Origin of the sequence: Serratia sp. Ser99 (genome assembly GCF_024519545.1) — a bacterium.
In the GTDB taxonomy this organism is placed as follows: domain Bacteria; phylum Pseudomonadota; class Gammaproteobacteria; order Enterobacterales; family Enterobacteriaceae; genus Serratia; species Serratia liquefaciens.
Window position 1 is genome coordinate 21408 of the sequence record NZ_JALJRT010000011.1, and the last position, 25650, is coordinate 47057.

Genomic DNA, 25650 nt, shown 5'->3' on the forward strand with positions numbered 1-25650 from the left:
CGCGCCGTTTTTTTATGCCCCGATTTATCATGTGGCGCCGACTGATTTATCATCCGGAAGTCAACTATGCACTGCGACAAACGCTGGTGCTGTGCCTGCCGGTTCTGCTCGGGCTGCTGATCGGCCAACTGCAATACGGCCTGCTATTTTCCCTGGTTCCCGCCTGCTGCAACATCGCCGGGCTGGACACGCCCCACAAACGCTTCTTTAAACGCCTGATCGTCGGCGGTTCGCTCTTTGCGCTTAGCAGCCTGCTGCTGCAACAGGCACTGCTGTGGCAAGTGCCGCTGCCCGCATTGATGCTCGGTCTGGCACTGTTGCTTGGCGTCAGCGGCGAAATCAGCCCACTGCACGCCCGCCTGCTGCCCGCCGCGCTGGTTGCCGCCATCTTCTCCCTCAGCATGGCCGGTACGGTGCCGCTTTGGCACGCGCCGGTGTTATATATCGTGGGTACCGCCTGGTACGGCCTGTTTACCTGGTTCTGGTTCAAGCTGTGGAAAGAGCAACCGATGCGCGAGTCGCTCAATCAGCTCTATCTGGAATTGGCGGACTACTTCGAAGCCAAATATTCGCTGTTGACCCAGCACACCGATCCGCAGACCGCCTTACCACCGCTGCTGGTTCGCCAGCAAAAGGTCATGGACCTGATCACCTTGCTGTATCAGCAGCTTAATTTTCTGCCCCATGCCAGCAATCTCGAACAAAAGCGCCTGCAACGCACCTTTCAGGTCGCGCTGGATTTGCAGGAACACATCACCGTCAGCCTGCACCTGCCGGAAGAGGTCCAAAAACTGGTAGAGCAGAGCCAGGCCGAAGCCATTATCCGCCGCAATGCACAGGTGATTGCCAATCGGCTGCGCACGGTAGCGCACGATATCCTCTATCATCAGCATTCTCAGCGCTTCAACATGGACCATGAGCTGGCAGCCCTGGAAAAAGTGGCGGCGCAACACCCGGACAACCCGGTCGGCCAATTCTGTTATTACCACTTCAGCCGCATCGCCCGCCTGCTGCGCACCCAGCACCCACTCTACCGACGCGATCTGATGGCCAATCAAAACCGTCTGCCATTCTGGCCCGCGCTGGTCAGTTACCTGTCGTTCAAATCCAACGCCCTGCGCAATGCGGCCCGGCTGGGAGTCACCCTGGCGGCGGGCAGCAGCCTGGGCATGATTTTCAATCTGCCAAAACCTTACTGGATCTTGCTGACCATCATGCTGGTGAGCCAAAACGGCTACAACGCCACCCGGGTACGCATCCAGCACCGTGCGCTCGGCACCTTGGTTGGGTTAGTGATTGCCGCCGGATTACTGCAACTGCAACTGCCCGAGGCTGAGACGCTGGGCGTGATGCTGGTGATCACGCTGCTGGCCTATCTGGTTTCACGTAAAAATTACGGGCTGGCGGTAATTGGCTTTACGGTGACGGCGGTTTACACCCTGCAACTGTTGGCACTGAACGGCACCCACTTCCTGGTGCCGCGCCTGATCGACACGCTGATCGGCTGCGTACTGGTGTTCGGCAGCACCATCTGGCTGTGGCCACAGTGGCAAAGCGGTCTGCTACGCAAGAACGCCCATCAGGCGTTGGAAAACGATCAACAGGCGCTGCGCCTGTTGCTGGAAGAGCAAGAACCCGATCCCAGCGCGCTGGCTTATGCCCGCATGCAGGTCAATCAGGCGCACAACGCGCTGTTCACCTCACTCAATCAGGCGATGCAGGAGCCGGGTTTTGAATCGAGCTACCTGGCAGATATGCGCCTGTGGGTTACGCACAGCCAGTTTATTGTCGAACACCTGAATGCGATGACCATTCTGGCGCGCGAGCACTATATGCTGACGCCAAAGCTGGCGGAGGAGTATCTGCAGTCTTGTGAAATCGCGCTGCAAAGCTGTCAGCAGCGGCTTGAATACGACGGGCCGAGCAGTGGCAACGGCATTATGCAGCCACCGGATTTGCAGCCGGATATGCCGGTGACTGAAATGGAACGCCATCTGCGGCGCATTTTGTCCCACCTGAGCGTCATGCACACCATCTCGTCACTGGCCTGGCGCCAGCGTCCGCACCATGGCATTTGGCTGAAACGCAAACTGCGCGATCAATAAGGGCGCCACCGGCGCCCTCAGACTACTGACAAAGCTTGTTATTAGGGAGACCGCCCCTCGGTGCCCTTATGCATTAAGCGCCAATCACGTCCTGCACGGCCAGCTCAAACAGCGCCATCCCTTCATCAATATCCTCGGTTGCTACCACTAGCGAAGGCGCAAAACGGATCACATTTGGCCCGGCATTGAGGATCATCAACCCGCGTGCAGCGGCGGCAGTCAGGAAATCACGCGCCTTGCCGTGGTAATTTTTCGTCAATTCGGCACCAATCAGCAGGCCCATGCCGCGAATATCGCTGAAAACACCATATTTCTCGCCAATCTGCTTTAACGCCTGCACGTACAGTCCATGACGCAGTTCAATGCCACTGAGCACTTCCGGCGTATTGATCACGTCCAGCGCCGCCTCCGCCACCGCGCAGGCCAACGGGTTGCCGCCGTAGGTGGTGCCATGGGTGCCCACCTGCATCACCGAGGCAATCTCTTCGGTGGTCAGCATCGCGCTAACCGGGAAGCCACCACCAAGCGCCTTGGCGGTGGTCAGGATGTCTGGCGTCACGCCATAGTGCATATAGGCGAACAGTTTGCCACTGCGCCCCATACCACTTTGCACTTCGTCGAATACCAGCAGCGCCTGATGCCGGTCGCACAGTTCGCGTACGCCCTTGAGGAAGTCGGCGTCTACCGGGGTAATCCCCCCCTCACCCTGGATCGGCTCCATTACCACCGCGCAGGTATGGTCGTCCATCACCGCTTTCACCGCAGCCAAATCGTTGAACGGTACGTGTACGATATCAGCCGGTTTGGGCCCAAAGCCGTCGGAATATTTGGCCTGTCCGCCGACGGAGACGGTAAACAGCGTGCGGCCGTGAAACGCGTTATAGAACGCGATGATTTTGGTTTTGTACGGACTGTGGCGGGTAATCGCATAATGACGCGCCAGTTTGAAGGCAGCTTCGTTAGCCTCTGCGCCGGAATTGGCGAAAAACACCCGATCGGCAAAGGTGGCGTTAATTAGCTTGGTCGCCAGGCGCAGCGCCGGTTCGTTGGTGAACACGTTGCTGGTATGCCACAGGGTTTCGCCCTGCTGTTTCAGCGCCTCAACCAACGCCGGGTGGCAGTGCCCCAACGCCGTCACCGCAATGCCGCCGGAGAAATCGATGTACTCTTTCCCTTGCTGGTCCCACACGCGGCTGCCTTTGCCCCTGACCGGGACAAACTGAGCAGGTGCATAAACAGGCAGGATAACCTGATCAAAGGTGCTGCGGGTTACTGCAGATTTTTCGGTCATTATGGGGTCCACCCTGAAAGTAACTCAGTTTTTTAATGGCAATTGAATGAAAATATAATCACAAAATATGCATAAAAAACCATTAAAGGGCAAACGCAAATCACCTTGGCGACTAAAAAAAATCTAAACAATTAACTTTTAAGGAAATTATCCAACAGCTGATGTCCCTGTTCGCTGAGGATGCTTTCTGGGTGGAACTGTACCCCTTCCAGCGCCAACTGCCGGTGGCGGATGCCCATGATCTCATCGCGTACGCCGTCGCGTTCGCTCCAGGCGGTAACTTCAAAACAGTCCGGCAAAGTAGCAGCTTCAAGCACCAACGAATGGTAACGGGTAACGGTCAGCGGGTTGTTCAACCCACGAAAAACACCGCTGTCGAGATGGCGGATCGCCGAGGTCTTGCCGTGCATCACCTCGCGGGCGCGCACCACCTTAGCACCGAATGCCTGCCCCAGCGCCTGGTGCCCCAGACAAACGCCGAGGATTGGCAGCTTGCCGGCAAAATGTTGGATGGCAGCTAATGAGATGCCGGCTTCATTCGGGGTACAGGGCCCAGGAGAGATCACCAGACGCTGCGGCGCCAGCCTTTCGATATCGGCCAGTTGCAGCTCGTCGTTACGCTTCACCAGCACCTCCGCGCCTAATTCGCAAAAGTACTGGTAAAGGTTATAGGTAAAAGAGTCGTAGTTATCGATCAACAGCAGCATAGTGTTTCCAACAGACATCATCGCAATCGCAGGGGCGAATATGCCGCCCCGATTTACACGGGCGCAGTATACAACGCCCTCACGATACTGCCGCTACCGATAATTTCAGCTTACTTCTTGCGACCGCCCATGATCGAGCCCAGCACGCCGCGCAGGATCTGTCGACCGAGATCGCGTGCCATGCTCTTGGCGGCGGTTTGAACTATGCCGTCGCGCTTGCCGCCGCGTGGGCCGGTAGAGCCGAACAGAATATCGTTCAGGCCGCCCATCAGGCCGCCACCCGCCTGCTGCTGCGCCTGGGGTTGCTGCGCCGGTTGGCCCGCTTGCGGTGCACCGACGGTGGCGAAACCTTCCGCAGACAGCTTCTCGTAGGCGGACTCGCGGTCCACCATATCCTCATAACGACCATACAGCGGCGATTTATTGATCGCACTGTTCAGCCCTTCCGCCCCCAGCATGCCCATCTTGGATTCTGGCGCGATCACCATCGCCCGTTCCACCACGTTTGGCCGCCCTTTTTCGTCGAGGAAAGAAACCAGCGCCTCGCCGACGCCCAGCTCGGTGATCGCCGTTTCCGCATCGAAGGCCGGATTGGCGCGCATGGTTTGCGCCGCGGCTTTCACCGCTTTCTGATCGCGAGGGGTAAAGGCGCGCAGCGCGTGCTGCACGCGATTGCCTAACTGACCGAGCACGCTGTCCGGAATGTCGAGCGGGTTTTGGGTAACAAAGTAGATGCCAACACCTTTGGAACGGATCAGGCGTACCACCTGTTCGATTTTCGTCAGCAGTGCCGCCGGTGCGTCGTTGAACAGCAGGTGAGCTTCGTCGAAGAAGAACACCAGCTTCGGCTGTTCCGGATCGCCCACTTCCGGCAGGTGTTCGAACAGCTCGGCCAGCAGCCACAGCAGGAACACCGAATAGAGTTTCGGCTGATTAATCAGCTTGTCCGCTGCCAGCAGGTTGATGATACCGTGGCCGTTGGCGTCGGTTTTCATCAGGTCATTGATGTCTAGCATCGGCTCGCCGAAGAACTGGTTTGCCCCCTGCTCTTCCAACGTCAGCAATCCGCGCTGGATAGCACCGACCGAAGCCGAAGAGATATTGCCATATTGGGTTTGGAACTGTTTGGCGTTGTCCCCAACGTACTGCACCATGGCGCGCAGATCTTTCATATCCAACAGCAGCAGCGCATTGTCGTCGGCTATTTTGAACACCAGTTGCAGCACGCCGCTTTGAACTTCGTTCAAATCCAGCAAGCGGGCCAGCAGCAACGGCCCCAGATCGGACACGGTGGCGCGGATCGGGTGGCCCTTCTCGCCATAAATGTCCCACGGAATAATCGTGCAGGCCTGCGGCTGCCAGTCAGTGACGCCAATTGCCGCCAAACGCGCCTGCAGCTTCTCGGAAGGCACGGCTTCGGTACCAATACCCGACAGGTCTCCCTTTACGTCAGACAAAAAGACCGGCACACCAATGCGCGAAAACTGCTCGGCCATTTTTTGCAACGTCACGGTTTTACCTGTCCCGGTCGCTCCGGTGATCAGACCATGGCGGTTCGCCAATGCCGGCAGGATAACCAGATCCTGTACCGGTTTCCCGTCTTTCATCGCTTTGGCGATAATCCGTGCTTCACTCATTTTCTTTTCCTTGGACGCGACGCAAAAAGCGCCTGTTGATGTCAATAAAGCTATAAGGGGGACTTAACCCCGTCAAGGACAAACAAAAATCGCCCCCTTAACCCGCCAACTGGACAGGTAAATTTAGGATTCCGCTTAGCCCATTGCAGCCATGCCATAACCCACTTGAACAATAAAACACCGGTGATATAGTAAGCAGTACGCTGTATATACGAGGTATTTACCATGTCTGAATCTACCGTGGTTATCCGCGTGGATGACGAGTTAAAAATAGCTTTTGCCAGTGCGGCCAAAGCAGCGGATCGAACGGCATCTCAGCTTTTACGCGATTTCATGCGAGATTTTGTCAGTCGACAATCGCAGCAAAAAGAGTATGAACAGTGGTTGCAGGAGAAGGTCGATTTAAGCCGAAAAGCGCTCCAGGAAGGAAGAGTGGTTGATAATGAGGACGTTGAGGCTTATTTCGCCGAGCGCAGGGCAAAATCAATGCGGTAAAACGATAAGGAAATATCGTGAAGCTAAAGTGGACGGATCCCGCAATTGCTGACCGTATGGCAATTTATGACTATCTTGCGTCAAAGAACCCGATAGCTGCCGCAGAGATTGATGCTTTGATTTCTGCGGCGGCAAGCCAACTATCCCGAAACCCATCAAGTGGCAAAGTGGACCGGGTTTCAGGTACACGTGAATGGGTCATTCATCATTTTTACCTACTGATTTATGAAGTAAAAAATGACCTTCTTATTATTTTGGCAGTCGTACATTCCCGCCGGCAATGGCCAAAGGATTAATCACCCCCGCAGCCCCAGCTCCTCTTTCAAGGCTTTCAGATAGCGGCGGCTGACCGGGACTGGCTCCCCAACCGGCATGATCATTTCCGCAGCGCCGCCCTCGTCGAAGCGAATTTCACGCACCTGCTCCAGATTGACCAAATACTGACGGTGGCAGCGTACCAGCGGTGTCCGCAGCTCCAGCGTTCGCAGCGTCAGCTCGGTAAAACATTCCATGCCGTCATTACGCACCACAAATACGCCACTCAGTCGCGAACGTATCGCTACTACCTCGTCAAAGCGCAGCAAATAGATGCGACTGTGGCCGGTACAGGGGATGTATTTCAGGTAGCCGGCGCTTTCGTCCAGCGCGGCGATGTTTTGCTGCCCACGCTGTTGCTGCAGGCGCTGCAGCGTTTTGCTCAGCCGCTTCGGCTCCGCCGGTTTCAACAGGTAATCAAACGCATGCTCTTCAAAGGCCTGCACCGCGTATTCGTCATAGGCGGTCAGGAACACGATATGCGGCATGCGATTAGGGTCGAGCATGCCTACCATCTCCAACCCGGTAATGCGCGGCATCTGAATATCCAGAAACACCACGTCCGGCTGCAGGCGATGGATCCCGCTGATGGCTTCTATCGCATTGGCGCATTCGCCGACAATGCTGATGCCCTCTTCCGCTTCCAGCAAATGTCGCAGGTTATCGCGTGCAGACGGTTCATCATCGACAATCAGTACGTTTAACATCAGGCAGCCCTCGCCAAGGGTACATTGAGCGTAATGCGGGTGAACGTTTGTGGCTCACAGGCCACCCGTACGCCATAGCCGTCGCCGTAGCGTACGCGAATACGTTTATCTACCAGGTTCATTCCCAACCCGCTGTTGTTCGGCAAAGGTTGGTACAGACCCGCATTGTCGGTCACCTGCAATAACAGACAGCCGTCTTCGAGCCGAGCGCCAATATCTATACGCCCGATGCCCAGCAACTGCGAAGTGCCGTGCTTGATGGCATTCTCAACGATTGGTTGCAGTGAAAAGGCCGGCAGACGTACCGCCAACAGCTCTTCCGGCAGCGATACCGCAATCTCCAGCCGATCGGCAAAACGCGCCTGTTCGATCTGCAGGTAGGCGTTAACGTGCTCAAGTTCGTCTGCCAGGCTGACTTCGTCGTCCGAACGCTTGAGGTTTTTGCGGAAAAAGGTCGAAAGGTACTGCACCAGCTCACAGGCCCGATCCCCGTCACGACGGATCACCGCCACCAGCGTATTCAGGGCGTTGAACAGGAAATGCGGATTGACCTGCGCATGCAGCAATTTGATTTCCGACTGCGCCAGCAGCTGCGTGTGGCGCTCATACTGGCCGGCCATGATCTGTGCGGATAACAGGTTGGCGATACCTTCACCCAGCGTGCGGTTGATGGTACTGAACAAACGGCTCTTCGGCTCGTAGAGTTTGATGGTGCCAATCACCCGCTGGTTCTCACCGCGCAACGGGATCACCAGCGTCGAACCCAGTTTGCAGTTGGCGTTGATCGAGCAGCTGTAGGAAAGCTCATTGCCGTCGGCGTAAACCACTTCGTTGTTGTCGATCGCGCGGTGCGAATGCTTTGATGAGATCGGCGTGCCCGGCAGGTGGTGATCGTCGCCGATACCGATAAACGCCAACAGCTTCTCACGGTCGGTTATCGCGACCGCACCAATCCCCAACTCCTGATAGAGCACCCGCGCCACCCGCATGCTGTTTTCCTGATCGAACCCCTGGCGCAAGATGCCTTCAGTACGTTCGGCAATTTTCAGTGCCTTGGCGGAGAACGCGCCGGTGTATTTCTCGAACATCGCCCGCCTGTCCAACAGGATCTGCATAAACATCGCCGCCCCCAGCGTGTTAGCAATCAGCATTGGCAAAGCAATGTGCTCCACCAGCCGCAGCGCCTCGTCAAACGGCCGTGCAATCGCCAGGATAATCGCCATTTGCAGCACTTCGGTCACCAATGCCACCCCGGCAACAAACAAGGGGTTAAACAGCAGGTCGATACGCCGCCGGCGCATGGCGATGCTGTGCACCAGCCCGCCCACCAACCCTTCCGCCACGGTAGAGACCGCACAGGCGATGTCGGTCATACCGCCCAGCGTGTAGCGATGCAAGCCCCCGGTCAAACCCACCAGGAACCCTACCGAAGGTCCCCCCAACAGGCCGCCCAGCACGGCGCCGATCGCGCGAGTGTTGGCAATCGATCCTTCGACATGCAGCCCGAAATAGGTGCCCATGATGCAAAACACCGAGAAAATGACGTAGCACAATAGCTTGTGCGGCAGGCGGATAGTCACCTGTGTCAGCGGAATGAATAACGGGGTTTTACTCAGTAAATAAGCAATGACAAGGTAGACGCACATCTGCTGTAACAGCAGCAGAACCTGGCTAAATTCAAACATGGCAGCAGCTCATCCCTTAACAAAACAGATGCAGAACGCCGGGTTTCCGGTCTGATTATAAGCTGGCGATTAAAGCATGCGACGGGGAAAAAAACAGTGATGCAGGCAAGGCTTCCGGGGAAAGCAATGCAGCCGGCCCACCGGGGCCGGCGCAAAATCATTATGGCAGCACTTTCGCTGACAGAATGACGATAGGTTTACTTGGAACGTTTTGGTATGGCCCCACGTTGCCGGTCGGCGCCTGGGAAATTTTATCTACCACGTCCATGCCTTTAACCACCTTGCCGAATACCGCGTAACCGAAATCGCGCTGGCCGTGATCCAGGAAGGCGTTATCCGCCACGTTCAGGAAGAACTGGCTGGTAGCACTGTCTTTATCGGCGGTACGCGCCATCGAAATAGTGCCACGCAGGTTACGCAGGCCATTATCCGCTTCGTTCTTGATCGGTGCCTGGGTGGATTTTTGCTGCATATCGGCAGTAAAGCCGCCGCCCTGAACCATAAAGCCCGGGATCACGCGGTGGAAAATAGTGTTGTTGTAGTAGCCGCTGTTCACGTAGTCGATGAAGTTCTTGGTGGAAACCGGAGCCTTCTGACTGTCGAGCGCCAATTCGATATTCCCTGCTGAGGTGGTCAGCATGACATGAGTTTCACCGGCAGCGAGCGCAGCGGGTGCCATTGCTGTCAGGGAACACAGCGCAACGAGGGTCACTAAAGTACGTTTGAACATTAACGGGTCCTTTCTCTAAGAGACAAACAACGGAAAAGCGCTTTGATTCTAAAGAGCTGAACCTGCGAGTGCCAGCCATTTACCTATATTTACGCAATTGTGGGACTTATCTCAGCCAGCCCCGAATTTTACTGCCAAAAGTATGATCGCCTTAGACCTTTTTGCCAACTGCATCACGCATTTTTTGCCCTTTTTACGCCTTGCTCGCTTTTTGCGACACAACTCCCGGTTTCATTTCCTGTTCCGGTTAATCTAAAGAAATGAGAGCGCTCTCATTTTAAGAATGACAGCGAAAGTAACGAATATCCGCCGGCACTGCCGCCGCGCAATAACAGGAGAAATAATGTGAGTGAATTGATGACTGAAATCAGCCCCGATTTTGAAAGCACCATCATGGAGCTGCTGGTGTTCTCCGGTGGTGCCCGCAGCAGTGCGTTGATGGCCTTGCAGCAGGCACGTGCCGGTGACTTTACCGCCTCAGCCAAGCACATGGCCGAGTCCAAACAGTCGGTGAAAAAGGCGCATCTTATCCAAACCCAACTGATCGGCATGGATGAAGGCTGCGGCAAACTGGCCATCAACCTGATTACCGTTCATGCCCAGGATCATCTGATGAACGCCATGGTGATCCAGGATCTGGCGGATGACATGATTGAACTCTACCGCCGCCAGGCCCAGATGGAGGTTCGCGCATGAGCGCCTTGAAAATCGCCGTGATCGGCGGCGGCAGCAGTTACACGCCAGAATTGGTTGATGGGCTGATCCAACGTATCGAAGAACTGCCGGTGACCGAACTGGCGCTGGTAGATGTTGAACCCGGCCGCGAAAAGGTAGAGATCATTGCTGCGCTGACCGAACGCATGCTGGCACGCCATGGCCTGGAGCAGGTCAAAGTCAGCGTGCATTTCGAACTGGATGAGGCTATTCGGGACGCGAACTTCGTCCTGACCCAGTTCCGCGTCGGCCAGCTGCCGGCACGCGCCGCCGACGAGCGCTTGGGGCTGAAATACGATCTGATAGGCCAGGAAACCACCGGCGTCGGCGGCTTTGCCAAGGCGCTGCGCACCATACCGGTGATGCTGGATATCGCCCACAGAGTGGAAAAACTGGCGCCGGATGCCTGGATCATCAATTTCACCAACCCGGCCGGCATCGTTACCGAAGCGGTCTCACGTTACACCAAAGCGAAAATCATCGGGCTGTGTAACGTACCGATCAGCATGCACCATATGATAGCCAACATGTTGAAAAGCCCTTCTCAAGAAATACAGCTGCAATTTGCCGGGCTGAACCATATGGTCTGGGTTCATCAGGTGCTGCAAAAGGGGCAAGACGTCACCGGTAAGGTGATCGACATGCTGTGCGATGGTGCCGCGTTGACCATGAACAACATCAAGGAAGAGCCTTGGCAGCCGGACTTCCTGCGCGCCGTGGGGGCAATCCCTTGCCCGTACCACCGCTATTTCTACCAAACCAAAGAGATGCTGGCCGAAGAAATTGCCGCGGCGGCCGAGCGCGGCACCCGTGCCGAGCAGGTGATGAAAGTAGAGAAAGAGCTGTTTGAGCTGTATGCCGATCCGCACCTCGACAGCAAACCGGAACAATTAAGTTTCCGCGGCGGATCATATTATTCGGAAGTCGCGCTGGAGCTAATTCGTGCGATCCATAATAATCTCGGCACGCAATTAGTCGTCAATACTGCAAACCGTGGTGCCATTCGCGGTTTACCGGACGATGCTGTGATAGAAACCAACTGTATTGTCGATGCTCAGGGCGCCCACCCGCTGACCTTCGGCACGCTGCCGGATTCCATGCATGCGCTGACTCAACAGGTGAAAGCCTACGAGCGTCTGACTATCGAAGCCGCAGTGCATGGCGATCGCCGTAGTGGTCTGCTGGCGTTGGTGACCAATCCGCTGGTCGGTAATGCCAATGTGGCCCAGCCGCTGCTGGATGACGTGTTGGCGGTGAATGCGCCTTATCTGCCACAGTTTAAATAACCGCCGGGCCAGCCGCGGTTGCTGATACATTGCTATAACTAATCTGTAGGGGGTCGATACGTCGACCCCATTTTTGTCGTAATCAGGAGTCGGATGATGGTGACACTGGAAGATGTCGCAGCCTTGGCGGGCGTGTCCCGCGCCACCGTGTCCCGCGTAGTAAATGGCGACACCAACGTTAAAGGACAGACCCGCGAGAAAGTGGAACGCGCGGTGGCCCAGCTAGGTTACACCCCCAACCCTGCAGCACGCGCACTGGCCTCCAGCCACAGCAATACCCTCGGGCTGGTCACGACCTCATATCGTGGCGGCTTCTTCGGCGCGCTGATGGACTTCGTGCAAACCGAAGCAGAATCCCATGGCAAACAGTTACTGGTGACCCAGGGCCGCAACAGCGCCGAAAACGAATGGCAGGCGATTCAACGGCTGTTCAGTCTGCGTTGCGACGGTGTGATCCTCCATGTCCGCTTCCTCAGCGACGACCAACTGCGTCAGTTGGCAACAGAGCAACGCCCTTTTATCCTGCTCGATCGTCTGGTGCCCGGTCTGGAAGACCGCTGCGTCACTTTCGATCATCCGCGCGCCAGCCGCATGGCGACCCAACAGTTGATTGATGCCGGCCATCGACGCATCGCCTGCATCAGCGGCCCCCGCGACCGCCCCTCCAGCCACTTGCGCCTGCAGGGATTTGAACAGGCAATGCAGGCAGCGCACATCAAACCGGTTGCCTGCGTCGAAGGGCTGTACGATTTGGAAAGCGGCTATCGCTGCGCCGATCTGCTGTTGCAAATGAAAACCACGCCTACCGCTATCTATTGCTGCAACGAAGAAATGGCCATCGGCGCGCTGCTGGCAATCAACGAACATCGCCTACGGGTTCCGCAAGATATCTCGCTGATCTGTTACGACAGCGGCGAACGTGCACCTTTCGTTCGACCGGCGCTGACCAGCGTACATTTCCCGATTACCGAAATGGCGCAATACGCGGCAAGGCGGCTGATTGATCCGACCACGCCTGAGGTCAGCTTCTCACCGATCGTCATCAGTCGAGATTCCATCGTGACGGTGAGCTAACAGATCACAAAAATATTTCACCACCGCTCATTCATTGCATCAAAAAATCGACAGCCATCACAAAAACTCCCGTTGTCTGTGCTAGGATCCGCTCCCTGGTGGCCTGATCGGGACTTTTTTCTGCTTTTGCCAGGAAAAGCCAGCGGCCTTATGCCAGTTTTAAACTCCTAACAGACATAATCAGGCCTATATAATGAATGACAGCAACCGTCTACGGCTTACCTGGATCAGCTATTTTTCTTACGCGCTGACCGGTGCTTTAGTTATCGTCACAGGGATGGTGATGGGGAACATTGCAGAGTACTTTAATCTGCCGGTTTCCAGCATGAGCAATACCTTTACCTTTCTTAACGCCGGTATTTTGATTTCGATCTTCCTCAATGCCTGGCTGATGGAAATCATCCCGCTGAAACGTCAATTGATGTTCGGCTTTGTGCTGATGGTGCTGGCTGTCGCCGGGTTGATGGTCGGCAAAAGCCTGACCATGTTCTCGTTGTGCATGTTCGTCCTTGGCGTGGTCAGCGGTATCACCATGTCGATAGGCACCTTCTTGATCACCCATATGTACGCCGGCCGCCAACGCGGTTCGCGCCTGCTGTTCACTGACTCCTTCTTCAGCATGGCCGGGATGATCTTCCCGATTGTTGCCGCAATGCTGTTGGCTCGTCAGATCGGCTGGTACTGGGTGTACGCCTGCATCGGCCTGCTGTATGTAGGTATCTTTGTGCTGACCCTGTTCTCCGAGTTCCCGGTGCTGGGCAACAAAGGCGCCGACGCCGGCCAGCCGGTAGCGAAAGAAAAATGGGGTATCGGCGTGCTGTTCCTGTCGATCGCCGCACTGTGCTACATCCTCGGCCAGCTTGGTTTCATCCAGTGGGTGCCGGAATACGCCACCAAGTCATTCGGTATGGATATCAGCCAGGCCGGTAAACTGGTGAGCGATTTCTGGACCTCATACATGGTGGGCATGTGGGTGTTCAGCTTTATTCTGCGCTTCTTCGATTTGCAGCGCATCGTCACCATTCTGGCCGCTTTGGCGACCGGTGCGATGTACATGTTCGTCAGCACCGACAATCCGGAACACCTGGGCTACTACATTATGGCTCTGGGCTTCGTCTCCAGCGCGATCTACACCACGTTGATCACTCTGGGCTCGCTGCAGACCAAGGTTTCTTCACCGAAACTGGTTAACTTCATCCTGACCTGCGGCACCATCGGCACCATGCTGACCTTCGTGGTCACCGGCCCGATCGTAGCGAAAGGCGGCGCGCATGCAGCGCTGACTACCGCTAACGGCCTGTACCTGGCGGTATTCGTCATGTGTCTGCTGCTCGGTTTCGTGACCAAGCACCGCAGCCACGGTCACGTGACGCACTAACCTGCCGACGTGATGTAAAAAGGGCGCCTTGGCGCCCTTTTTTTATGCTGAAACCGGTGCCTTAACGCCGGAAATCCACCTTCTCATCCTGTGCCAGATACAGCGTGGTTTCGGCTGGCTGAGTCTCGGCAATCACCGCCCCCTGCCGTATCGAATAGCGCACCGGCGTCTGTCGACGCACCGCGTCAAAACCGCTTTCCGCCGGCAGAATCACCAGGTTGGCACTGTTCCCTGCCGTCAGGCCGTAATCGGTCAGGTTCAACGTCCGGGCGCTGTGACTGGTGATCAGTTTCAGCCCGTCGTCGATCTGGCCGTATCCCATCAGTTGGCACACATGCAGCCCCATATGCAGCACCTGCAGCATGTTGGCGGTCCCCAGCGGGTACCAGGGGTCGAACACATCGTCATGACCAAAGCAGACGTTGATATTCGCCTCCAGCATCTCTTTCACCCGGGTGATGCCGCGCCGCTTCGGGTAGCTGTCGAAGCGCCCCTGCAGGTGGATATTCACCAGCGGGTTAGCAACAAAGTTGATGCCTGACATTTTCAGCAGGCGGAACAGCCGTGAAGCATAAGCGCCATTGTAAGAGTGCATCGCCGTGGTATGGCTGGCGGTCACCCTGGCACCCATGTCCAGCTTCAGCGCCAGCGCCGCCACGGTCTCGACAAATCGCGACTGTTCGTCGTCAATCTCATCGCAGTGAACATCCACCAGCCGATCGTATTTCTGCGCCAGAGCAAACGCCTTGTGCAGCGACTCCACGCCGTATTCCCGGGTGAATTCAAAGTGCGGGATGGCCCCTACCACGTCGGCACCCAACCGCAGCGCCTCTTCCAACAGGGCTTCGCCGTTGGGATAAGACATGATGCCCTCCTGCGGGAAGGCGACGATTTGCAGCGTAACCCAGGGGGCCACTTCCTGCTTCACCTCCAGCATCGCACGTAGCGCCGTCAGGGTCGGGTCCGAGACGTCAACATGGGTACGCACGTACTGCACGCCGTTGGCGATCTGCCATTTCAGCGTCTGCCAGGCGCGTTGCTTGACGTCCTCATGGGTCAGCAGTGCCTTGCGTTCCGCCCAGCGTTCAATGCCTTCAAACAGGGTACCTGACTGGTTCCAGGCCGGTTGCCCGGCGGTTTGGGTGGTATCCAGATGGATATGCGGCTCGACAAATGCCGGCTGCGCCAGCCCGCCCTGCGCATCCAGCACGTCGTTGCGCCACTCCTGCCCTTCCGGCTGCGGCACGATATGAGCGATGCGCCCCTGTTCAATGGCCAGTTGCCACAGCCCTTCATGCCCGCTTAAACGCAGGTTATCGATAAACTTCAATGGACTCTTGGCCACGCTTCACCTCTGCTGTTCCAGCCTGTTTTATTCATCATACTGGCAGCGGATCAGACTGACAAAGCGCCCTTGCGGTTATTACCCCACCCCTTACTCCCAAATAAGTAGAATTCGCATTAACTGGCTCGTTTCAGCTAAAGGTGAATAAAAACCGCAACTTATCAAATATCGATAAAAATCATCCATATACCACATAAGAGGTATATGGAGGGGCGATTGATTTGCATCAATAAATTGCCCGTAGGGAGGAATAAGGTAACGCTAGGAAATCAGAATTTTGAGGCAATAATGAGCAGAGTCAAACTTGCTGTCATCGGTAACGGCATGGTCGGCCACCGGTTTATCGAAGATCTGTTGGAAAAAGCAGACAAAGACCAGTTCGACATCACCGTATTTTGTGAAGAACCGCGCATCGCCTACGACCGCGTGCACCTGTCTTCTTATTTCTCCCACCACACCGCCGAAGAGCTCTCGCTGGTTCGCGAAGGCTTTTACGAAAAACAGGGCGTAAAAGTGCTGGTCGGCGAGCGGGCCATCACCATCAACCGCAGTGAAAAAGTTATTCACTCCAACACCGGCCGCACGGTGTACTACGACAAGCTGATCATGGCCACCGGCTCTTACCCGTGGATCCCACCGATCAAGGGTTCAGACAGCCAAGACTGTTTCGTCTACCGCACCATTGAAGATCTCAACGCCATCGAAGCCTGCGCACGCCGCAGCAAACGCGGTGCCGTAGTCGGTGGCGGCCTGCTCGGTCTGGAGGCCGCAGGCGCGCTGAAAAGCCTGGGCGTAGAAACCCACGTCATTGAGTTTGCGCCGGTACTGATGGCAGAACAGCTGGATCCGATGGGCGGCGATCAGCTACGTCGTAAAATCGAACGCATGGGCGTCAAAGTCCATACCGGCAAAAATACCCAGGAAATCGTCAACGGCGGGGAGCAGGCGCGCAAGACCATGCAGTTCGCCGACGGCACCGCACTGGAAGTCGACTTTATCGTCTTCTCCACCGGTATCCGTGCCCAGGACAAACTGGCCCATCAGTGTGGGCTAGCCACCGCACGCCGGGGCGGTATCGTGATTAACGACAGTTGCCAAACTTCAGATCCGGACGTTTACGCCATCGGCGAATGCGCCTCATGGCGCGATCGCACCTTCGGCCTGGTTGCACCGGGCTATAAAATGGCACAGGTAACGGCTGACCATCTGCTGGGGCGCGAAAACACCTTCCTGGGCGCAGACATGAGCGCCAAGCTGAAATTGCTGGGTGTAGACGTCGGCGGCATCGGTGATGCCCATGGCCGCACCGAAGGGGCGCGCAGCTACGTTTATCTGGATGAAAGCAAAGAAATTTATAAACGTATCGTCGTCAGCGCAGACAACAAGACCCTGCTCGGCGCAGTGCTGGTGGGCGACACCAGTGACTACGGCAACCTGCTGCAGCTGGCGTTAAACGCCATCGAACTGCCGGAAAACCCGGACGGTCTGATCCTGCCGTCGCACGCAGGCAGCAAGCCGGCGATTGGCGTCGAGTCGCTGCCGGAAACCGCGCAAATCTGCTCCTGCTTCGACGTCAGCAAAGGCGATATCATCAAGGCGGTCAGCATGGGTTGCCACACCGTCGCCGCCATCAAGTCTGAAACCAAGGCCGGTACCGGCTGCGGTGGCTGTATTCCTCTGATCACCCAGGTACTGAATGCCGAACTGACCAAACAGGGCATCGAAGTCAACCATCACCTGTGCGAGCACTTTGCTTATTCACGCCAGGAGCTCTACCACCTGATCCGCGTCGAAGGCATCAAATCCTTCGACGAACTGCTGGCCAAATACGGCAAGGGTTACGGCTGTGAAGTGTGTAAACCTACCGTTGGCTCACTGCTGGCCTCCTGCTGGAATGAGTACGTGCTCAAACCGCAACATACGCCGCTGCAGGACACTAACGACAACTTCCTCGGCAATATCCAGAAAGACGGCACTTATTCGGTGATCCCACGCTCCGCCGGCGGTGAAATCACGCCGGACGGTTTGATGGCGGTCGGCCAGATCGCCAAGGAATACAATCTGTACACCAAGATGACCGGCTCTCAGCGCATCGGCATGTTCGGCGCGCAAAAAGACGACCTGCCGGCCATTTGGAGCAAACTGATTGCCGCCGGTTTTGAAACCGGCCACGCCTACGCCAAGGCGCTGCGCATGTCGAAAACCTGCGTTGGCAGCACCTGGTGCCGCTATGGCGTCGGCGACAGCGTCGGGTTTGGCGTCAAGCTGGAACACCGCTACAAAGGCATTCGCACCCCGCACAAAATGAAGTTTGGCGTTTCCGGTTGCACCCGTGAATGCGCCGAGGCGCAGGGCAAGGACGTCGGTATTATCGCGACCGAGAACGGCTGGAACCTGTACGTCTGCGGTAACGGCGGCATGAAGCCGCGCCATGCCGATCTGCTGGCGGCTGACCTCGACAGCGAAACGCTGGAGCACTACCTCGATCGCTTTATGATGTTCTATATCCGCACCGCCGATAAGCTGCAGCGCACCTCGGTATGGCTGGAAAGCCTGGAAGGCGGCATCGATTACCTGCGCAAAGTGATCATTGACGACAAACTGGGCATCAACGCTCAACTGGAAGCCGAAATCGCCCGCCTGCGCGATGCGGTGATATGCGAGTGGAAAGAAACCGTTGAGCACCCCGAATCTCAGGTCCGCTTCGCCCACTTTATCAACAGTAGCCAGCGCGATCCGAACGTCCAGGTGGTCGCCGAACGCGAGCAGCACCGCCCGGCCCGTCCGGATGAACGCATTCCCGTCACCCTGTTGGAAACCGAGGAGAACAACGCATGAGCCAGTGGACAACCCTTTGCCCTATCAGCGATATCCTGCCAGGTACCGGCGTGTGTGCCCTGATTGGCGACCAACAGGTGGCCATCTTCCGCCCCTACGCCGACGATCAGGTCTTTGCCATCAGCAATATTGATCCCTTCGCCCAGGCCAGCGTGTTATCACGCGGGCTGATCGCCGAACATCAGGGTGAGCTGTGGGTCGCCAGCCCGTTAAAAAAACAACATTTCCGCCTGCACGACGGTTACTGTCTGGAAGATGACAGCCGCTCCGTCGCGCATTTCGCCAGCCGGGTTTTGGACGGCATGGTGCAGGTCGCGGCCTGATATTTCTACTTTAACCTCAGGGGAAGCAGCATGTTCACCGATACCATCAACAAATGCGCCGCCAATGCGGCGCGCATCGTCCGGCTGGCAAAACACAGCCCGCTGGGCTTTTGGATCAGCTCGGCAATGGCCGGGGCCTACGTCGGCCTCGGCATCATTTTGATCTTCACCCTCGGCAATCTGGTCGATCCCTCCCTGCGTCCGCTGGTGATGGGGGCCACCTTCGGCATCGCGCTGACGCTGGTGATCATCGCCGGTTCCGAACTGTTCACCGGCCACACCATGTTCCTGACGCTCGGCGTCAAGGCCGGCACCATCACGCAGGGCCAAATGTGGGCGGTCTTGCCGCAGACCTGGTTAGGCAACCTGTTGGGCTCGGTGCTGGTGGCGCTGATGTACTATTACGGCGGCGGCAGCCTGTTGCCGGTGGACACCAGTCTGGTACACACCGCGGCGTTGGCAAAAACCACCGCACCGGCGGAAGTGCTGTTCTTCAAGGGCGTGCTGTGTAACTGGCTGGTCTGCCTGGCGATTTGGATGGCGATCCGCGTGGAAGGTGCCGCCAAGTTCATCGCCATCTGGTGGTGTCTGCTGGCCTTTATCGCTTCCGGCTATGAACACTCGGTTGCCAATATGACGCTGTTCGCCCTGTCCTGGTTCGGCCATCACAGCGAAGCCTATACCCTGAGTGGCATCGGCCATAACCTGCTGTGGGTGACGCTGGGTAATATCCTGTCCGGCTCGGTGCTGATGGGCCTGGGCTACTGGTATGCCACACCACGTGCCGAACGGCCGCAGGCTGAAAAAGCCGTAACGCGTCAAGCCGCATAATATTCCGGGGCGCTTTGCGCCCCACTGCTGATTGCCCCGAGGATTGCCGATGGATTACCTGCCGATTTTCTGCCAACTGCAACACAAAGCCTGCCTGCTGGTCGGTGGCGGCGAGATTGCCGAACGCAAAGCCCGTCTGCTGCTGGATGCCGGCGCGGCGTTGACCGTCAACGCCTGCAGCTTCAGCCCGCAATTTCACGAATGGGCCGCGCTTGGCCGGGTCACGCTGGCAGAAGGCGAGTTCAGCGCGGCATTGCTGGCGGAAAAGTGGCTGGTGATCGCCGCCACCGATCGCGTGGAAGTCAACGCGTTGGTGTATCAATGCGCCAACCAGCAACGGGTGTTCTGCAACGTCGTGGATGATCCCAAGCGCGCCAGCTTTATCATGCCATCGATTATCGATCGCTCGCCGATTATGGTCGCGGTGTCTTCCGGCGGTAAAGCGCCGGTGCTGGCGCGGCTGTTGCGAGAAAAACTGGAGGCCATGCTGCCTCAGCATCTTGGCAAGCTGGCGCAACTGGGCGGCTCATTGCGCCAACGGGTAAAAAAGCACTTCTCTGACATCGGCGCACGCCGCCGTTTTTGGGAAAAACTGTTTGCCCACGACCGCCTGGCGCAGTCTTTGGCCAATGATGACCAACCGCTGGCGGATCGGCAGATCGAAGAGCTGTTTAGCCATCAACAGCAACAATGCGGTGAAGTGGTACTGGTGGGTGCCGGACCGGGTGACGCTGGCCTGTTGACCCTGAAAGGCCTGCAGCAGATCCAGCAGGCTGACGTGGTGGTTTATGACCGCCTGGTCTCCGATGAGGTCATGACGCTGGTGCGTCGCGATGCCGAGCGCATTTTCGTCGGCAAACGTGCCGGCAACCATTGCGTGCCACAAGATCAGATTAACCAAATCCTGCTCGAGCAGGCGCAACAAGGTAAGCGCGTGGTACGACTGAAAGGCGGTGACCCATTCATCTTTGGCCGCGGCGGTGAAGAGCTGGAAACGTTGGCCGACGCCAATATTCCGTTCTCGGTGGTGCCGGGCATTACCGCGGCTTCCGGTTGCTCAGCCTACAGCGGTATTCCCCTCACCCATCGCGACCATGCGCAAAGCGTACGCCTGGTGACGGGGCACGCCAAGCGCGATGGCGGGTTAAACTGGTCAACGCTGGCCGCCGGGCAGCAAACGTTGGTGTTTTACATGGGCCTGACGCAGGCGGCAGAGATCCAACGCCAACTGATCGCGCACGGTATGCCGGCCTCCACCCCGGTGGCGCTGGTAGAAAACGGCACCTCTTGTCGTCAAAGGGTGATCGAAGGGGAACTGAACCAGCTGGGAACCCTGGCCATGCGAGCTGCCAGCCCAAGTTTGATCATCGTCGGCAGCGTGGTGAACCTGCGCAGCAAGCTGAACTGGTTCTCCAGCCAGGAATCACCACAGCCACTGGCGCAAATGGCTTGATTCAGACGTAAAAAAAGCGGCCAATGGCCGCTTTTCTTTTATGGCGAGGATCACTGTGGCGACACGAAGCCAACCGCCTGGTAAACCTTGGCCAACGTTTCCTGTGCGCGCGCACGAGCCTTGGCCGCACCGTCACGCATCACCTGCTGCAGCAAGGCCTCGTCATTGCGGAAACGGTGGTAACGCTCCTGCAGCTCACCCAGCATGCCTGATACCGCTTCGGCTACCGCACCTTTCAGGTGGCCGTACATCTGGCCTTCAAACTCGGCTTCCAACTGAGCGATGCTCTTGCCGGTCACACCGGCGAGAATATCCAGCAGGTTTGATACCCCTGCCTTGTTCGCCACGTCGTAACGCACTACCGGCGGCTCTTCGGAGTCAGTCATCGCACGTTTGATTTTCTTGCTCACCGCTTTCGGATCTTCCAGCAGGCCAATCACGTTGTTGCGGTTATCGTCCGACTTGGACATTTTCTTGGTCGGCTCTTGCAGCGACATCACGCGAGCGCCGGACTTAGGAATAAACGGCTCAGGGACTTTGAACACGTCACCGTACAGCGCATTGAAACGCTGACCAATGTCACGGCTCAGTTCCAGATGTTGCTTCTGGTCTTCACCGACCGGAACCTGGTTGGTCTGGTACAGCAGGATATCCGCCGCCATCAGCACCGGGTAGCTGAACAGGCCGGCGTTGATGTTTTCCGCATAGCGTGCGGATTTGTCTTTGAACTGGGTCATGCGGCTCAGTTCGCCGAAATAGGTATAGCAGTTCAACACCCAGCTCAGTTGCGTATGCTCCGGCACGTGAGACTGTACGAAGATGGTGCTCTTTTGCGGATCGATGCCGCAGGCCAGATACAGCGCCAGCGTGTCCAGCGTAGCTTTGCGCAGTTTTTCTGCGTCCTGACGTACGGTGATCGCATGCAAATCAACGATGCAGTAGATGCAGTCATAATCGTCCTGCATTTTCTCCCACTGACGCAGGGCACCCATGTAGTTGCCAATGGTCAGTTCACCGGACGGCTGTGCGCCGCTAAATACGATGGGCTTACTCATGTTTAAATTTCCTGATTCTCTAAAGATGACAGCCCAAGAGCGGGCAACAAATCGGCAAAGCGCTCCAACACGCGGTCGGGATGGCTCAGGGCAATCGCCTCGCCGTAGTTATAACCATAGGTCAGCGCGGCGCTAGGGCAGCCAGCCGCCTGCGCCGCCTGAATATCGTTGCGGGAATCGCCCACAAACAGCAACTCGTTGGTGCGCAGGCCCAATTTGCCGAGGACCAGATACAGCGGTGCCGGGTGCGGTTTCTTTTCCACCACGTCATCGCCGCCGATAATCAGCGAAAAGTCATCGAGAATGCCCAATGCGGCCAACAGTGGTGCGACAAACGGCGTCGGTTTGTTGGTCACCAGCGCCATGGGATACCCTTGCGCAGCTAATTGGGCCAGCGTTTCCTTCACCTGCGGAAACAGACGGCTGCCGCTGTCCACGGTTTGCGCATAGAAGTGATCAAAACGTTCGCGCAGTTGTTGGCAGTGTTCCGGGGTGGCTTCCACCTCAGCCCAGCGCAGCGCGCGTTGTACCAGCACGTCTGCGCCATTGCCAATCCAGGTGCTGACCCGGTCTTCGCCGGCCTGCGGCAGACCCATTTCCGCCAGCGCCATATCAATAGCGGCCGCCAATCCCGGCGCGCTGTCTACCAGCGTGCCATCGAGATCAAAGGCCAGAGCGCGGATGGCACTAAAATCAGCCATGCGTCACCTTCGCCAGTTCGCTACGCATATCATCAATCACCCGGCGATAGTCCGGCTTGCCGAAGATGGCTGAACCGGCGACAAACATGTCTGCACCGGCTGCGGCGATTTCGGCGATGTTGTCGACTTTCACGCCGCCATCCACTTCCAAACGGATATCGCGACCGCTTTCGTCGATCAGCTTGCGCACCTGGCGCAGCTTATCCAAAGTGCCGTGGATAAACGACTGGCCGCCAAAGCCAGGGTTGACCGACATCAGCAGGATCACGTCGATTTTGTCCATCACGTAATCGAGATAGCTCAGCGGCGTCGCCGGGTTGAATACCAAGCCGGCTTTACAGCCGTGCTCTTTAATCAATTGAATGGTGCGATCGACGTGTTCGGAGGCTTCCGGATGGAAAGAGATGTAACTGGCACCCGCTGCGGCGAAGTCCGGCACTATGCGGTCTACCGGCTTCACCATCAGATGCACGTCAATCGGTGCGGTGATGCCGTAGTTACGCAGCGCCTGACAAACCATCGGCCCGATGGTCAGATTGGGAACGTAGTGGTTATCCATCACGTCGAAGTGCACTACGTCGGCACCTGCGGCCAGCACGTTGGCTGTGTCTTCACCCAGGCGAGCAAAATCTGCCGACAAAATGGACGGGGCAATCAAAAATTTTTTCATCCGCTATCTCCAAACGTAGGGTTCGAATTTGTTATACGCCGGGGCGTAACCCCGGTTTAACGATAAAGCGCCAAAAGTTCATTCACTTTGCTGCGGCCGAGAATATTGCGGCTGATGGTGCGACGCGCTTTCACAACAAACAGCGAGGCGTGCTGATACCAGTCACGCGTCAGTTCGGTATCGTGGTTGGAAATCAATACCGGCACCTGGCTTTCTACTGAAAGCTGATGTGCCATCAACGCCAGGCTTTGTTGATCGGCCATGCTGAAGCTGTTGGTGTGGTAGGCGGTAAAATTCGCCGTCGCCGATAATGGCGCATACGGCGGATCGCAATACACCACGGTACCACGCTCGGCTTTTGCCATGGTATCCCGGTAATGCTCGCAGACAAAAGTGGCGTTGCGGGATTTTTCGGCGAACCAGTACAGCTCTTCTTCCGGGAAGTACGGTTTCTTGTAACGTCCAAAGGGAACGTTGAACTCGCCACGCAGGTTATATCGGCACAGACCGTTATAGCAGTGGCGGTTCAGATAAAGAAACAGCAGCGCGCGGCGATAAGGATCGGCACTAGTATTGAACTGTTCGCGCAGCAGGTAAAACTGATCCGACTTATTGAATTCATCGGTGAAAAGAAGGCGGGCATCACGCACGAAGTCATCCGTACGCAGCTTAACGATGTTATACAGGTTAATAAGATCGCTGTTGATGTCGGCGAGAATATAGGCATCGTATTCCGTGTTCAGAAAGACTGAACCCGCACCCACGAAGGGCTCGATTAAGCAGTCGCCTGCTGGCAGATGACGACGAATCTCGTCCACCAGCGGGTATTTTCCACCAGCCCATTTTAAAAAAGCGCGGTTTTTCTTCATGCCGTCAATTAGCTACTTATTATACAATTCAGAGCGGCGGATTGTACTCTGTTTCAGACAGCACATCAGCGCACAAATTTAAGTGATTGATACCCTTAATACTTCAAGCCGCAGCATCGTTGGCCACGCACGGTTATTTGTGCCTGTTTCCAGGCAACTTCAGTCATCTGTCGCGGGTTAACTGGCGCACCCCGATTAACATGGGCGCAGCATGCTGCGCCCCTTAATGTCTGAAACCCCTGCTCTTGCCGTCTGACTGCAGCTTGAAATCTACCGGGTTACTTTTTCAGTTCTTGCTGTACCTGGCGTACAGGTCGAACCCATGGTTTTTTCGCCTGAACATCCGCCGGCAGCGTCGCGATTGCGCGCTTCGCTTCTGCCGAAGAGGCATAGTTGCCACTCACCAGCACATACCAAGGTTTACCGTCACGCTGGGTTGCGTACACCAGATAATGCTGCAGTTTCTGCTGCTTGGCGTAGGCATTGAGCGTATCGGAACGCGAGGCACTGCTCAGTTGCAGAGTGTAATGGCCTGCCGGTGCAGATTGCAGCGAACCCGCGTTGCCGCTTACGGCTCCCGCCTTGGCACTTGCCGCTCCCGCTTTGGCGGAAGAGGTCGGCGCCGGTGTATACACCGTGGTTGGCGCTTTGTGCTGCGAGGTCGTAGCCGTCGGCTTGCTGACGGTTTTTGCCGGCGTTTTGTGTTGCTGTGGCGCCGTTCCCTGAACCGGGCGTACGGTTTCTTTCGCCGTTGCGCCATTCATCAGAGTCGCAGGAGCCGTCGGCAGGGTCGAAGCCGGCCCCGTCATGCCCTGCGTCGCGGTATCAATCTGCCCCTGCTGGGCCGACAGCGCGTCCGACATATTGCCCGGCAAATCGACCCGTTGCTGCGCGCCGCCCTGCGGCTGCTGCGGTTGCGCTTCCGTCGGGGTGCTGGCGATCGGTGGAACGCTGACGGTTTGCGGCTGCGAACTGCTGCTCACACCGTTATTGTCATTGGTGTCGGTAGTACCACCCGGAACGCCGGAATTACCGGCCGTCAGCGACGAAGAACCGGACAGGTTAATGTCTTTGGCCGCGCCATTTTGCGCGCCTTCCTGGGCCGCTTCATGCTTGGTTGGCGCTTTTAGCGCCGAGCCAATGCCGACAATCAGCAATAACAGCACCAAAATACCGATACCAATCATTAAATGCTGACGCGAAACGGCAAAACGCGGTCCCGGAGCCGGTTTGCGCGAACGTGCAGGACGACGATCGCTGCTATCAGGTCTGAGATCGTCTTCCGGTTTAAACTCATCCATCTGAAACCCTCCAACTAGAGGCAAAAGCCCACCACTGTAGATCTACCGTGGCACGGGCAGATTAACCCGATGATGTCAAAGCGACGCCATGCCTGCTTTGCATATAATTAATATAGATGTAAACGGCGGCTAAGCCACTG

At 56.7% G+C, this 25650-nt stretch carries 23 protein-coding genes; 11 read left to right on the forward strand and 12 right to left on the reverse strand.

The window, feature by feature from the left end; genetic code table 11:
• Positions 1–29: 29 nt before the first annotated feature.
• Positions 30–2105: a YccS/YhfK family putative transporter gene (locus NR114_RS19985; RefSeq protein WP_041415732.1), complete on the forward strand. Its 2076-nt coding sequence runs from the start codon at positions 30–32 to the stop codon at positions 2103–2105.
• A 73-nt stretch (positions 2106–2178) separates the two neighbouring features.
• Here the strand turns inward: NR114_RS19985 and NR114_RS19990 are convergent, their stop codons facing one another.
• The 3 genes from NR114_RS19990 to NR114_RS20000 all read right to left on the reverse strand — a co-directional run bounded on the left by NR114_RS19990 (position 2179) and on the right by NR114_RS20000 (position 5740).
• Positions 2179–3396 (reverse strand): aspartate aminotransferase family protein, encoded by a 1218-nt coding sequence (locus NR114_RS19990; RefSeq protein ID WP_046372491.1) that lies wholly within the window; start codon positions 3394–3396, stop codon positions 2179–2181.
• A gap of 131 nt (positions 3397–3527) precedes the next feature.
• The gene (locus NR114_RS19995) at positions 3528–4103 is read right to left on the reverse strand and encodes an aminodeoxychorismate synthase component II (protein WP_046372490.1); all 576 of its coding nucleotides are present in this window, start codon (positions 4101–4103) and stop codon (positions 3528–3530) included.
• Between the two features lie 110 nt (positions 4104–4213).
• Positions 4214–5740, reverse strand: a complete 1527-nt coding sequence (locus tag NR114_RS20000; protein WP_048760525.1) for a helicase HerA-like domain-containing protein — start codon at positions 5738–5740, stop codon at positions 4214–4216.
• A gap of 225 nt (positions 5741–5965) precedes the next feature.
• Between NR114_RS20000 and NR114_RS20005 the strand changes: the two genes are divergently transcribed.
• A complete protein-coding gene (locus NR114_RS20005) occupies positions 5966–6235 on the forward strand; it encodes a hypothetical protein (RefSeq protein ID WP_020837302.1) in 270 nt (89 codons plus the stop codon).
• 17 nt (positions 6236–6252) lie between these two features.
• Positions 6253–6531: a type II toxin-antitoxin system RelE/ParE family toxin gene (locus NR114_RS20010; protein WP_234529234.1), complete on the forward strand. Its 279-nt coding sequence runs from the start codon at positions 6253–6255 to the stop codon at positions 6529–6531.
• Here NR114_RS20010 and btsR read toward each other — a convergent pair whose 3' ends face one another.
• From btsR to ppiA, 3 genes are all read right to left on the reverse strand, one after another.
• Positions 6532–7257, reverse strand: coding sequence for a two-component system response regulator BtsR (gene btsR, locus NR114_RS20015; RefSeq protein ID WP_020837306.1), 726 nt, complete (start codon positions 7255–7257; stop codon positions 6532–6534).
• Entirely contained in the window at positions 7257–8942 is a 1686-nt protein-coding gene (locus NR114_RS20020) for a sensor histidine kinase (RefSeq protein WP_046372487.1), read from the reverse strand. Before NR114_RS20020 ends, btsR begins: the two co-directional genes overlap by 1 nt.
• A gap of 160 nt (positions 8943–9102) precedes the next feature.
• Positions 9103–9672 carry a peptidylprolyl isomerase A gene (gene ppiA, locus NR114_RS20025; RefSeq protein ID WP_020837308.1) on the reverse strand — a complete coding sequence of 190 codons (570 nt, stop codon included), beginning with the start codon at positions 9670–9672 and terminating at the stop codon, positions 9103–9105.
• A 357-nt stretch (positions 9673–10029) separates the two neighbouring features.
• Here ppiA and NR114_RS20030 point away from each other — a divergent pair, with 357 nt between their 5' ends.
• The 4 genes from NR114_RS20030 (at position 10030) to tsgA (ending at position 14124) form a co-directional block, all read left to right on the forward strand.
• A complete protein-coding gene (locus tag NR114_RS20030) occupies positions 10030–10368 on the forward strand; it encodes a PTS lactose/cellobiose transporter subunit IIA (protein ID WP_041415733.1) in 339 nt (112 codons plus the stop codon).
• A complete protein-coding gene (locus tag NR114_RS20035) occupies positions 10365–11672 on the forward strand; it encodes a 6-phospho-beta-glucosidase (RefSeq protein WP_234529235.1) in 1308 nt (435 codons plus the stop codon). The genes NR114_RS20030 and NR114_RS20035 overlap by 4 nt, the downstream gene beginning before the upstream one ends.
• Positions 11673–11768: 96 nt before the next feature.
• Positions 11769–12746 carry a LacI family DNA-binding transcriptional regulator gene (locus NR114_RS20040; RefSeq protein ID WP_041415734.1) on the forward strand — a complete coding sequence of 326 codons (978 nt, stop codon included), beginning with the start codon at positions 11769–11771 and terminating at the stop codon, positions 12744–12746.
• 193 nt (positions 12747–12939) lie between these two features.
• On the forward strand, positions 12940–14124 hold the full coding sequence (gene tsgA, locus NR114_RS20045) for an MFS transporter TsgA (protein ID WP_020837315.1): 1185 nt from the start codon (positions 12940–12942) through the stop codon (positions 14122–14124).
• A gap of 61 nt (positions 14125–14185) precedes the next feature.
• Here the strand turns inward: tsgA and NR114_RS20050 are convergent, their stop codons facing one another.
• The gene (locus NR114_RS20050) at positions 14186–15454 is read right to left on the reverse strand and encodes a cytosine deaminase (RefSeq protein WP_218167727.1); all 1269 of its coding nucleotides are present in this window, start codon (positions 15452–15454) and stop codon (positions 14186–14188) included.
• A gap of 303 nt (positions 15455–15757) precedes the next feature.
• On the opposite strand from NR114_RS20050, the gene nirB reads away from it, so the two are divergent.
• From nirB to cysG, 4 genes are read left to right on the forward strand one after another with little or no spacing between them, the layout of a single operon-like run.
• A complete protein-coding gene (nirB, locus tag NR114_RS20055; protein WP_046372485.1) occupies positions 15758–18307 on the forward strand; it encodes a nitrite reductase large subunit NirB in 2550 nt (849 codons plus the stop codon).
• Positions 18304–18630, forward strand: coding sequence for a nitrite reductase small subunit NirD (nirD, locus tag NR114_RS20060; RefSeq protein ID WP_020837321.1), 327 nt, complete (start codon positions 18304–18306; stop codon positions 18628–18630). The genes nirB and nirD overlap by 4 nt, the downstream gene beginning before the upstream one ends.
• A gap of 30 nt (positions 18631–18660) precedes the next feature.
• Positions 18661–19461: a nitrite transporter NirC gene (gene nirC / locus NR114_RS20065; RefSeq protein ID WP_046372484.1), complete on the forward strand. Its 801-nt coding sequence runs from the start codon at positions 18661–18663 to the stop codon at positions 19459–19461.
• Positions 19462–19510: 49 nt separating this feature from the next.
• Positions 19511–20914, forward strand: coding sequence for a siroheme synthase CysG (gene cysG / locus NR114_RS20070; RefSeq protein WP_130016884.1), 1404 nt, complete (start codon positions 19511–19513; stop codon positions 20912–20914).
• A gap of 50 nt (positions 20915–20964) precedes the next feature.
• Here the strand turns inward: cysG and trpS are convergent, their stop codons facing one another.
• From trpS to NR114_RS20095, 5 genes are all read right to left on the reverse strand, one after another.
• Complete coding sequence (gene trpS, locus NR114_RS20075) at positions 20965–21969, reverse strand: tryptophan--tRNA ligase (RefSeq protein WP_020837324.1); 1005 nt, start codon at positions 21967–21969, stop codon at positions 20965–20967.
• Positions 21970–21971: 2 nt separating this feature from the next.
• Positions 21972–22670, reverse strand: a complete 699-nt coding sequence (locus tag NR114_RS20080) for a phosphoglycolate phosphatase (RefSeq protein WP_046372482.1) — start codon at positions 22668–22670, stop codon at positions 21972–21974.
• On the reverse strand, positions 22663–23340 hold the full coding sequence (gene rpe, locus NR114_RS20085) for a ribulose-phosphate 3-epimerase (protein ID WP_020837326.1): 678 nt from the start codon (positions 23338–23340) through the stop codon (positions 22663–22665). The genes NR114_RS20080 and rpe overlap by 8 nt, the downstream gene beginning before the upstream one ends.
• Before the next feature lie 56 nt (positions 23341–23396).
• Positions 23397–24209: an adenine-specific DNA-methyltransferase gene (gene dam, locus NR114_RS20090; RefSeq protein WP_128865271.1), complete on the reverse strand. Its 813-nt coding sequence runs from the start codon at positions 24207–24209 to the stop codon at positions 23397–23399.
• 278 nt (positions 24210–24487) lie between these two features.
• Positions 24488–25510, reverse strand: coding sequence for an SPOR domain-containing protein (locus NR114_RS20095; RefSeq protein ID WP_128865272.1), 1023 nt, complete (start codon positions 25508–25510; stop codon positions 24488–24490).
• Positions 25511–25650 lie beyond the last annotated feature (140 nt).